At 48.2% G+C, this 11,417-nt stretch carries 7 protein-coding genes; all 7 read left to right on the forward strand.

Going from position 1 to position 11,417, the window contains the following annotated elements:
• Positions 1-68 precede the first annotated feature (68 nt).
• A complete protein-coding gene (locus tag ACES2G_RS17290) occupies positions 69-242 on the forward strand; it encodes a hypothetical protein (RefSeq protein ID WP_374000865.1) in 174 nt (57 codons plus the stop codon).
• On the forward strand, positions 214-2,754 hold the full coding sequence (locus ACES2G_RS17295) for a penicillin-binding protein 1A (RefSeq protein WP_374000866.1): 2,541 nt from the start codon (positions 214-216) through the stop codon (positions 2,752-2,754). The genes ACES2G_RS17290 and ACES2G_RS17295 overlap by 29 nt, the downstream gene beginning before the upstream one ends.
• A complete protein-coding gene (gene uvrA / locus ACES2G_RS17300) occupies positions 2,751-5,702 on the forward strand; it encodes an excinuclease ABC subunit UvrA (RefSeq protein ID WP_374000867.1) in 2,952 nt (983 codons plus the stop codon). The genes ACES2G_RS17295 and uvrA overlap by 4 nt, the downstream gene beginning before the upstream one ends.
• 14 nt (positions 5,703-5,716) lie before the next feature.
• Positions 5,717-7,435 carry an ABC transporter ATP-binding protein gene (locus ACES2G_RS17305; RefSeq protein ID WP_347355899.1) on the forward strand — a complete coding sequence of 573 codons (1,719 nt, stop codon included), beginning with the start codon at positions 5,717-5,719 and terminating at the stop codon, positions 7,433-7,435.
• Positions 7,436-7,455: 20 nt separating this feature from the next.
• Complete coding sequence (locus ACES2G_RS17310; protein ID WP_347355897.1) at positions 7,456-8,646, forward strand: mechanosensitive ion channel family protein; 1,191 nt, start codon at positions 7,456-7,458, stop codon at positions 8,644-8,646.
• A 127-nt stretch (positions 8,647-8,773) separates the two neighbouring features.
• Complete coding sequence (locus ACES2G_RS17315; protein ID WP_374000868.1) at positions 8,774-10,330, forward strand: sigma 54-interacting transcriptional regulator; 1,557 nt, start codon at positions 8,774-8,776, stop codon at positions 10,328-10,330.
• Positions 10,331-10,519: 189 nt separating this feature from the next.
• Positions 10,520-11,389, forward strand: a complete 870-nt coding sequence (locus ACES2G_RS17320; protein WP_347355894.1) for a hypothetical protein — start codon at positions 10,520-10,522, stop codon at positions 11,387-11,389.
• The last annotated feature ends 28 nt before the right edge of the window (positions 11,390-11,417 follow it).

Below are 11,417 nucleotides of genomic sequence, written 5' to 3' on the forward strand. Positions count from 1 at the left end.
GGCCAGTGTCCCTAGACCCTACCCTTGCACACTGCTAGAATGGGGGCTTATTAAAGGAGCCCCCCACAGTGTTAAAAAAGATCCTGCTATTCTTCATCGCCCTCGGTCTTATTGGCATCCTCAGTGCGTATCTAATTATCCAATCTGTAAAATCCGGTCTGCCTCAACTGATCACGGTCAAAGACTATCAGCCACTGCTGGTCAGTCAGGTCTATGATCGCAACAACAAAAAAAATCGGTGAGTTCTTCCGCGAACGAAGAACATTGGTTCCTTACGACAAGATTCCCAAAAATCTGATCAACGCCTTTCTGGCGGCCGAAGATGATCAATTCTTCTCGCACAAGGGGATTAATCCTCAGGCTATTTTCCGTGCGGCCTTGGCCAACCTTCGCGCCGGGCGCTCTGTGCAGGGTGGATCCACGATCACTCAGCAGGTGGCTAAAACTTTGTTGCTGTCTTCAGAAAAAACTCTGACTCGTAAGTTGCGCGATATTCTTTTGGCGATGGAGATGGAGCGCAACCTGAGCAAGGAAGATATTCTGTTCCTGTACCTGAATCAGATTTACTTCGGTCAAGGTGCTTATGGTGTTGAACAAGCTGCGCAGACTTACTATCGCAAACCCGTTGCCAAGCTGACACTTTCCGAAATGGCGATTCTGGCGGGGCTTCCTCAGGCGCCTTCCCGCTACAGTCCGGTTAGCAATCCACTGCGCGCTAAAGAAAGACAGATCTATGTTCTGCGCCGCATGGCCGATGTAGGATTTGTCACCAAAGACGAAGCTGAAGCCGCCATTCAAGAGCCGGTCAAAGTTTATGTGCGCGAGAACTATGAAGAGTTTGCGCCCTTCTATCTGGAAACCGTCCGCCAACTTCTTGTTACACAATTAGGTGAAGACCTTGTTTTGGATAAAGGACTTCGTATCTATACAAGCCTTGATCTGACCAAACAACTGGCTGCCCAAGAGTCCGTCAAAGAGGGCTTAAAATCTTTGGACAAGCGCCAGGGCTATCGCGGTCCTCAGAAAAATATCTCAGACAACAGTGATATCGAAGATTTCCTGAAAGAGGCCCAAAAGAAGCTGATCTCTGACTTCACTCCTGAGCGCATCATTATGCCGGACGGGAAGTTTGCAGATATCGTCCCCGTAAAGACGGCTCAAGATGCAAAAGAGCATCCCCTGCTGCCTCCATATATCAAACTGAAAGACACTGTCAGCGGTGTGGTTGAAAAAATCGACGACGCTCAAGGGCTGGTCTATGTACGCCTGCCTGAAACATTTGGTTTGATTGATATCGACACGATGACCTGGGCCCGCAAGCCGGACTCTGATCAGCGCTGGGATTTGGCCTCTATCAAAAAACCATCCGAAGCCTTGAAAAAAGGCGACGTCATTCTTGTTAAAGTCGTCGCTGATCAATTCACATCCAGTCGCCTGCAGGGTGCGGCTAAGAAGAAAGGCGTTGCCACAACCGGACCCGCGGACTTGAGCAAGTTTGTAGGACTGGAACTGGATCAAGAGCCTCTGGTTGAGGGCGCTCTGATTTCCTTTGACCAGCAGAATCAAGACGTTCTTGCGATGGTCGGCGGTTCAAGCTTTGCAAAAAGTGAGTTCAATCGCGCCATTCAAGCCCCTCGCCAGACGGGCTCTGCGTTCAAAGCTATCGTCTATGCTTCCGCTCTGGAAAAAGGCTACAACCCTGCAACACCCGTCATGGATGCTCCGATTGTTTACGAAGAAGGTGGCGCTGCCGCTGACGACTCTGAAGGCCAGGGCGACTTGAAAGTCTGGAAGCCTTCGAATCACTCTAAGAGCTTCGGTGGTGACATTCTGTTCCGCAATGCTTTGGTGAAGTCTTTAAATATCCCAACCGTTAAAATCATTGAAGATGTCGGAGTTCCTTGGGCAACTGATTATGCCCGACGCCTGGGAATCTACAGTCCCTTAAATCCAGACTTCACGCTGGCTCTGGGTTCCAGCAGTGTGACTTTGTATGAAATGACCAAGGTGTTTTCTGAGTTTGGTCGATTGGGAAAAAGGCTTTCACCGCTACTGATTCACAGAGTTGATGATGCCAATGGAAAAAATCTGTTGAAAACAGTGTCCCTGGATACCCGCTTTGATAAAGAGATCAAGTCTATCAATGACGGATTTGAAGAACGTCGCAAAACGTTCCTGGAATCAATCAATGCCGCAAACAAAGAGGAAGAGACACAAAAGAAGGACCCCAAAAAGGCCAAGTTGGATGACAGCATCTTCTTCCAGGACCCGGATCAACTGATCCGCCCGTCCACTGCTTATGTGATGACAACTCTGTTAAAAGGCGTGGTTGAAGACGCTGGTGGTACTGGTGGACGCGCTCGCGCTGTCGGCCGTGAAGTCGCCGGGAAAACAGGCTCCACCAATAATTACTATGACGCGTGGTTTATCGGATACAGCCCTCAGATCTCGACTGGTGTGTGGGTGGGCTTTGACAAGGAAAAGAGTCTTGGCAAAGGCGAAGTCGGCGGACGCTCTGCTTTACCGATCTGGGTAGACTACATGAAAGCGGCTCACGAAGGACTTCCTCAGATGACTTTCCCCGTGCCCGACGGTATTGTGTTTGCTAATATCGATAGCGAAACTGGCAAATTGGCTTCTGCCTCTACCAAAAAAATTATCCGTCAGGCATTCGTCGAAGGCACTGAGCCAACAGCTGCCTCGAACAAGGCTGAAGAAGCCACTGACTTTTACAAACAGGATTTCTCTGAATGAAGGATATTCACCTCTGGGGGGTGAAACAAAACAATCTTAAGAACATTGAGGTCAAGATTCCCGTCGGTTCAATGACAGTGATCTGTGGCCCCAGTGGTTCCGGGAAATCCTCCCTGGCCTTCGAAACGCTTTTCGCCGAAGGACAGCGTCGCTTTATCGAAAGCATGTCGAACTATGCCCGACAGTTTTTGAATAAAGCCCCCAAGCCGGATATCGAGGGGATCAACAACATCCCCCCGGCCATCTCTATCGAACAGAAAAACACTGTTAAAAGCTCGCGCTCGACCGTGGGTACGACGACAGAGATCATCGACTATCTGCGCCTGCTTTATGAAAAGATCGGCAAGTCTTATTGTCCGACCCACCACTGTCCCACCGAAAAAGAAAGTGTGACCGAAGCCACCGACAAGGTCCTAAAGAACTTTGCCGGAAAACGCGGTTATCTGCTGGTGGAAATCAACGCCGAAGGCCGTGTAGCAGAAGGTAAAAAACTTCACTCTCTGCTTTTGCAAGACGGCTATCTGCGCATTTATATTCCCAAGATCACAGAGCAACCTAAAAAAGCGACGCCCGCCAAAGCTGCCGGGAAAAAGAAGGTTGCCAAGAAGGCTTCCAAAAAACTTGAACCTGAAGCTGTCCCAGCTCCAAGTTCACCAAGTGGAACCACAACAGAAGAAATGGGCACCGTCGTGGAAATCGGCGATGCCGCTGCTATCAAAAAAGGACTTCCCAAAGAAACATTCTATCTGGTGATCGACCGCATGAGCTTCAATGAAGACGAACGCGGTCGCATTGCTGATTCTTTGACTCAGGCCTATGATGCCAGCATCAAGTACAATACAAATCTGATCACTCGCAGAGCCACGATCCTTTCCACGGACGGGCAGCGTCTGCAAGTCAGTGAAGAGGCTTCTTGTCCAGTGTGTGGCTACACTCCACCGCCACTGAGTTCCAAACTTTTCAGCTTCAATTCTCCGATTGGCGCGTGCCAAACCTGTAAGGGCTTTGGAAATATTCTTGATATTGATGAAGAAAAAGTGATTCCGAATCCAGCTTTGAGCTTGGCGCAGGGAGCTTTGAGTCCCTTCTGGATGCCCAGTGCGGCTCACGAAAAGAAGCAGCTACTGGCCTATTGCAAGAAAGCCAAGATTGATCCTCACACTCCTTGGAAAGATCTTCCCAAGGTTGAACGTGATGTGATTTGGAATGGAAACAAAGACTTCTTCGGCGTACGTGGTTTGTTTGAGTATCTGGATCAGATCAAATACAAGATGCATGTTCGCGTCTTTATCTCCCGCTTCCGCAGTCCGTTCCAGTGCCCGACTTGCAAAGGGGCCCGATTACGCCCGGAAGCCAATCACGTTTTAATTTCAAGTGCGAACATCAATGAACTGTCCAACCTGACCATCGAAGACCTCAACACCTTCTTCCAAAAGCTGGAGCTGACCGCTTATCAGCAGGAGGTCGCTGGCGAGGTTCTTAAACAAATCCGCTCGCGCTTGGAATTCCTGATGCGCGTGGGGGTTCACTATCTTTCCCTGGGACGTGAAACTCGCACGCTTTCCGGTGGGGAATACCAGCGCCTGATCTTGGCCAATCAATTGGGAATGGGTCTGTCGCAAGCTCTCTATGTTCTGGATGAACCAACTGTCGGCCTTCACCCCCGCGACAATGACCGTCTGATCTCAATTCTGAAAGACCTTAAAGATCTGGGAAATACTCTTGTGATCGTTGAACACGATCACGATGTTATCAAAGCCAGCGAAAACATCATCGAGATGGGGCCCGGTTCGGGCTATCTCGGCGGTGAGGTCGTCTATTCCGGACCAACTGATAAGTTCTATAGCTTTGAAAAGTCCAACACTGTTCCTTATCTGAAGCCCTCGAAAAGTGGTCTGCCACTCAGAGCTGTTCGTCCGGTGGATGTGGATAACTACAAGGTAAAAATAGAACTGAAAGGCGCTAAAGGCCACAACCTTAAAAATCTGGATGTGGTCATTCCACTCAATCGTCTGGTCACTGTCACTGGTGTCAGCGGTTCGGGAAAATCAACGTTGATTTCCAAAACTCTGTACCCGGCTTTGGCGCGCGCACTGGATATCGAATACCTTCCGTCTCAAGAATATTCCGGCCTGGATGGAGTTGAGAACATCAAGAACGTCCTGCTTATTGACCAGTCCCCGATTGGTAAATCCGCACGAAGTTCACCGATCACCTATTTGAAGGCCTTTGATGCAATTCGCTCCATCATGGCGACGACACCTGAATCCCAATCCCGTGGTTACACCGCTGGAACATTCAGCTTGAACGTCGATGGTGGTCGTTGTCCGGCCTGCAAAGGAACGGGCTATGAAGAAATCGATATGATGTTCATGGATAACGTCGTGATTCCATGTGACGTCTGTGATGGGAAAAAGTACCGTCCGGAGATTCTGGAAATTCAGTACAAAAACAAGAATATCTACGAAATTCTTTCAATGACCGTGAATGAGGCCATGAACTTCTTTGTGGCGCATCCGAATATTCGTAAGCCGTTAAGTGTTCTGAAAGAAGTCGGTCTGGATTATCTGCAACTGGGTCAACCTGCCAGCTCCCTGAGTGGTGGTGAGTCTCAGCGTCTTAAAATCGCCAAAGAACTGTCTCAGGTCCAACAGAAATCAACCTTGTACATTCTGGATGAACCGACAACCGGTCTGCACTTCCGCGAAGTCGAACTGCTTATGAAGGTTTTGAGTAAATTGATCGAAACCGGTGGCAGTGTCGTCGTGGTTGAGCATAATTTAGACGTCATTCGTGGGTCTGATTATGTTATTGACCTCGGCCCCGAAGCGGGTAAAAAAGGCGGAAACATCGTGGCAACGGGCACCCCAGATGACCTCATGAAAGTGAAAAAGAGTCTGACAGGGCAATACCTCAAACGTTATATCGAAAGCCACCAAACCTCGTAATCTGGAAACAACGTATGGCACCTGAAATCAAAAAGCTCCTGGGTGAACTTAAGCCGTTTAAAAGCACCCTTTATATCGTCGCCATCACCGGGATTCTAAACGCGCTGGCCACCACTCAGTTGGCCTTTATGATCAAAGGATTGTTTGACGGTCTTTCTGCAAACCAACAACAAGCTATGGCTACTTTAGTGCCGATGGCTCTGGGGCTGGCACTGGTGCAGGCCACTTCTCGTTACTATCATATCTATCTGATGAACTACACCGCAGAACGTGTGGTGCAGGGGCTGCGCCAAAAACTTCAGCAAAAGTTCATGCGCCTGAATCTGTCCTTCCATAACAACTATGCCGCAGGCTCCGGCGGCCTGATCAGTCGTATTCTGAACGATATTCGTATCATTCAGGATGGCTTGCGCGTGGTCGCCGACATTTTCCTTTACCCGTTAATGCTCGTGGGTTTGCTGGTGAATCTGATCCGCATTGACTGGAAGCTGACTTTGGCGACCTTCCTGATCGCGCCAGTGATTGCGCTGATTTTGAAAAACATCGCCCGCAGCATGCGCAAATACATCCCTCAAGAACGCGACGTCATGGAATACATGACCTCCACCATCAAAGAAAGTCTTGATGGCGTTCGCATCATTCAGTCCTTCAATCTGGAAAAGGACATGGGTAACCGCCTGGTGCAGGAATCTGAAAAGTATCTGGATATCCGCAAAACAATCTACAAACGCCAGGAAGCCAGCGGGCCAGTGACCGAATTTTTGGCCACCGCCATTGTTCTGTGTGTGTTCCTTTATGTAAGTTATGAAATCGCTGCCGGTCGCAGCACGCCCGGAACTTTCGTGGGCTTTGTGGCCTCCTTGCTCATGATCAATCAGCCGATCAAGCGTGTGCAGGAAGCCTATGTGCGCATTCAGGAAGTGACCATTTCCCTGCGCCGTATCTTTGAGATCATTGAAAACACCTCAGAAGTGCCTGAAATTGCCGAACCAATTCCGTTCCCGAAAGACTGGAAGAAAATCACTTACAAGAACGTGAGCTTCACCTACGGTAAAGAAATGATCCTGAAGAATCTGAACCTGGAAATCAACCGCGGCGAAGTCGTCGCTTTGGTTGGCGCCAGTGGCAGTGGCAAGTCCACAATCGTGAACCTGTTGGAAAGATTCTTTGATCCCACCTCCGGTGAAATTCTGATTGATGGTGTGAACATTCACCACATCGGACTTAAAGACCTGCGCCGCAATGTCGCGCTGGTGACTCAAGACGTATTCCTATTCAGTGACACCATTGAAAAGAACATCTGGGCTGGCGACTATAACCGCACCCCAGAAGACATCCCAGCCATGGCGAAACTGGCCAATGCCCATGACTTTATCATGAAGACTCCGCAAGGCTATCAAAGCCGTGTCGGGGACCGTGGGAATCTTCTTTCCGGTGGCGAAAAGCAACGTATCAGCATTGCCCGTGCGATGTTCAAGGATGCCCCGGTACTGATCCTGGATGAAGCCACCAGCGCTCTGGACACAGCCAGCGAGATCGAAGTGCAAAAAGGCATCGACCACCTGATGGAAGGCAGAACCGCTTTAGTGATTGCACACCGCCTGTCCACGATTCAGAAAGCCAACAAGATCGTCGTGATGAAAGCTGGCGAAGTTGTCGAGATCGGAACCCACAGGGATCTGATGTCAAATGAAGGTGAATACTTCCGCTTCCACAGTTTACAACACACTTAGTTCTATGATCTAAATAAAGTATGCCTACTTTATTTGAATCAGAATTTAGCACTGCTCTTGTCAATGCCGGCATCGCCACAGTTATTATGATTGTGGCTCTTTCCCTGATGGGCTGGCTTTTTCCGTGGCTACAACTCAAAGTTATCGCCCTTCGTGACGGCCGTATTCGTCCTCTCAAATTTCACAACTTTGAAATCATCACGGCCCAGGCCATGGTGTCCGCTATCTGTGGGCTGCTTAAGGCCCTTCGCGTGGTTGCCACGTTGCTGGTGCTTTATTTCTACTTCTCTCTGGTATTTAGCTTCTTCCCGGAAACCCACTATCTGTCCGAGAACATGCTTCAGTATATCCTGACGCCCCTGAAAGAAGTTTTTAAGACGATTCTGGAGTACATCCCCAAGGCCTTCTACATCATCATTATCATCTTTGTGATGCGCTATCTGCTTAAGGTCATCCGCATGTTCTTCCAGCGTATTGAAAGCGGCTATCTTAAGATTGAAGGCTTTCATGCTGAATGGGCCAAGCCGACTTACAAACTAGTTCGCATTCTGGTCTTTGCTTTTACTTTAATTATAATCTTCCCACATCTGCCGGGCTCCAGCTCTCCGGCGTTCCAAGGGGTCTCGGTCTTTCTGGGTCTTTTGATTTCTTTGGGTTCCAGCTCTGCTATTTCAAATATGGTGGCAGGATTGGTCATCACCTATATGCGGCCCTTTCAGATTGGCGACCGCGTGAAGATCGGCCCCACAATTGGCGACGTTGTTGAAAAAAATCTGCTGGTAACACGCATTCGCACGATCAAGAACGTTGATATCACAATTCCCAATTCAAATATTCTGAGCAGCCATATCATGAACTACAGTGCTGTGGCTGATTCACACGGACTTATTCTAAATCCACGCATTACCATTGGCTACGATACCAACTGGCGTCGGGTTCATCAGCTGATGCTGGATGCCGCAGCCCGCACTGAAGGCCTGATGAAGGATCCCAAGCCTTTCATCTTCCAAACGGATCTTGGAAATTCTTATGTTGAGTACGAGCTGAACGTCCATACTCACCTTGCAAATAAGTTTGACGATGTCTATTCAGATCTTCGCAAGAATTTGCAAGACTGCTTCAACGAAGCCAAAGTCGAGATCATGTCCCCAACTTACCACTCGCTTCGCGATGGCAACGAAGTGCACATTCCGCCGGAATATAAGTCTTAAACTGAGACAGTTTCTCCGGCCCAAGGTCCAGGTTTGCACGCTCTTTAGACAGTCCCGCTAAAGTTCGTCAACTTTCTTGACGATAAAAGTATCGATACTTTTGACAGTCACTGAAAGGACGATACTTATGATTAATTGGGATGAGTTTGAACATATACATGTCATCAACAAGCTCAAACAAATTCTCAGCGCGTGGTGGAACATTGACGTGGTTTTCACGGATGAGCGTGGAATGCTTAAAGGCTATGACTCTGATAAAGTCGTCTTCAGCAATCCCGCAATCACAGCTCTTGTAAGAAAAGAAGCTGGCCAGGCAAGTATCGCAGAGCTTGTCACAAAATCTTTGGATGATCTTCGTACTTCTCAGAACAGATTCTCCTTGCGCAAGTGGGACATGGTTGGTTTTGATGTGGGAGTCTTCCCTATCATGATCGACAATGACTGTGTGGGTACCGTTGTGGCCATGGGCTTCTTCCGTGACTCCAACTTTACTTCTCGTCTGACAGAGATCCGCGAACGCCTTGCCGCCTTCGGCATGTCCGGCGAAGTGATTGAAAAATGTCTTGGCAAATTGAAGTTCCTCGATGACCAGGAGCGCGCGCATTTCAACGAACTGTGTGAGCTTGTGGCTCAGGAAATCGTGACTCTTCACCTGGAAATCTCTTCCCGTGAAGACCGCATCAAAGAGTTGAACAAGGAGCTGGGCAACCGCTTCAAGTACGACAACATGATCGGCAAATCCAAACCAATGCAATCCCTGTATGCTTTGCTTGATAAGATCAAGGGTGCAGATTCCACGGTTTTGGTACAAGGTGAAAACGGTACTGGTAAAGAGTTGATCGCCAAATCAATCCACTACAACTCTCACCGTAAAGACAAACCTTTCATTATCCAGAACTGTTCTGCATTCAATGACAACCTTTTGGAATCCGAATTGTTCGGTCACGTAAAAGGCTCTTTCACGGGCGCCTTGAAAGACAAAAAAGGTCTTTTCGAAATGGCCGACAAAGGGACTTTCTTCCTGGATGAAATCGGGGACACTTCCCCACAGATGCAGGTAAAACTTCTGCGCGTTCTTCAGGAAGGAACATTCATGCCCGTAGGTGCGACAGAGTCCAGAAAAGTGGACGTGCGTATCGTGGCGGCAACAAACAGAAACCTGAAGGAAATGGTTGAGCAAGGTACATTCCGTGAAGACTTGTACTATCGCTTGAATGTTATCAACATCCGCGTTCCGCCTCTTCGTGAAAGAAAAGAAGACATTCCTTTCCTAGTGGACTTCTTCCTTAATAAAATTCACGACCAACAAGGCGGACCAAAACGTCAGATTACCAAACGTGCCCTGGAAAAGCTTTATGACTATCCATGGCCAGGTAACGTGCGTGAATTGCAAAATGAGATCGAAAGACTTTGTGTTCTTTCCGGTGATGAAACAAAGCTGATGGCAGAACTTCTGTCTCCAAAAGTTTTGGAAGCTGGCGAAAAGAACAAAGTTCAAGGCTCTCGCCTGCAAGGCAAGTTGAAGGATGCTTTGGAAGACCTGGAACGCGAAATGATCCGTGAGGGTCTGCGCCGCACAGGTTGGAATAAATCCAAACTGGCAAAAGAGTTGGGTATCAGCCGTGCCGGCCTTATCATGAAGGTCGAAAAGTACGGCCTGGATAAGCGTAAACTTGCACGCTAATTTTGGGCACCGACCCTAAATTAATTACCTAAATGATCGAAACTTAGTGGGCTTTATGAGCAAATCATAAAGCCCACTTTCTATTTCAAATAAGACCTAAATATCTGAATTTACATAGATTTCCACAAACAACCCTCAACTGGCATCAGTCTTGTATTAAAGGGGTCTATGTAAGGGGTACGTGGTTTTATGCTGACAACATTGGATAGTTCTTTTGTAGAAAGACTAAAGCAGATTCTGGCCAACCGCTATGGGAAGGGCTTGCAGATTCGTCAATTGATGGATCTATCTGACATTTCAGACGCTGAAGAGATGTTTACGCGGGGGCGTGATCTTCATATTCCCATCCGAGTGAATGGGAACTTCTTAGGAACAGCTGTGGTACCGTCCGCAGATGATCTGAATAGTGAGAAGCGTTCTGGAGTGGCTCAGTTGGTAAAAATGGTTCTGGAACCAGCCATGTACAAATGGTATCTGGATCAAAAAGAAGCCAATCTGGAAGAGCTCAATAAAATTCAACCCAATCTGGACAATGTTCGTCTTTTTGGTGAATCACTTCCTTCGATTGAGGACATTCTTAACGACGAATCTCCAGACCTGAACGAAAGTCCAGCGAACGAACTCGTGTCGCACTTGATCCACTTTGAAGGTCGCTCTGAAAACAACAATAAAAAGATCGCCTTGCAACTGCACGAGCTGACAGGCCGTTGGGCCTTTGTTCCCTTCAATGACATCAAAGGCCAACTGCATTCCTCCATGGATATCGCACGCATGGGCGGAATGACCATCTTTGTGGAAAATGTCGAGAATCTGAATGCTTCCGAACAGGAACTTCTGATGGAATATATCAGCGAAGATCACCTTGCGGACGAACCATTGATTGTGACCAGTTCCTTGAAGAATCTGGATGAACTTAATGCGGTTTCAACACTGGATTCAAAGTTCGTCGACGAACTTTCCGTCAACTGCTTTGAGGTCGATCGTGCCCCGCTGACCGCACAAGGTCTGAAAGAGGTTCTGGAGCTTTTCTTCCTGAAGGACTCCCCGACAAACGCTTAAGCGTACAAGAGTTTAATCCTTGAAAATA

The sequence above is a fragment of the Bdellovibrio bacteriovorus genome (genome assembly GCF_041888015.1).
GTDB lineage: Bacteria > Bdellovibrionota > Bdellovibrionia > Bdellovibrionales > Bdellovibrionaceae > Bdellovibrio.

What these genes read in the sequence shown, in the direction of transcription:
- ACES2G_RS17295 (WP_374000866.1), top strand. Translation starts at nt 214, where the DNA reads ATGATCGCAACAACAAAAAAAATCGGTGAGTTCTTCCGCGAACGAAGA.
- uvrA (WP_374000867.1), top strand. Translation starts at nt 2,751, where the DNA reads ATGAAGGATATTCACCTCTGGGGGGTGAAACAAAACAATCTTAAGAAC.
- ACES2G_RS17305 (WP_347355899.1), top strand. Translation starts at nt 5,717, where the DNA reads ATGGCACCTGAAATCAAAAAGCTCCTGGGTGAACTTAAGCCGTTTAAA.
- ACES2G_RS17310 (WP_347355897.1), top strand. Translation starts at nt 7,456, where the DNA reads ATGCCTACTTTATTTGAATCAGAATTTAGCACTGCTCTTGTCAATGCC.
- ACES2G_RS17315 (WP_374000868.1), top strand. Translation starts at nt 8,774, where the DNA reads ATGATTAATTGGGATGAGTTTGAACATATACATGTCATCAACAAGCTC.
- ACES2G_RS17320 (WP_347355894.1), top strand. Translation starts at nt 10,520, where the DNA reads ATGCTGACAACATTGGATAGTTCTTTTGTAGAAAGACTAAAGCAGATT.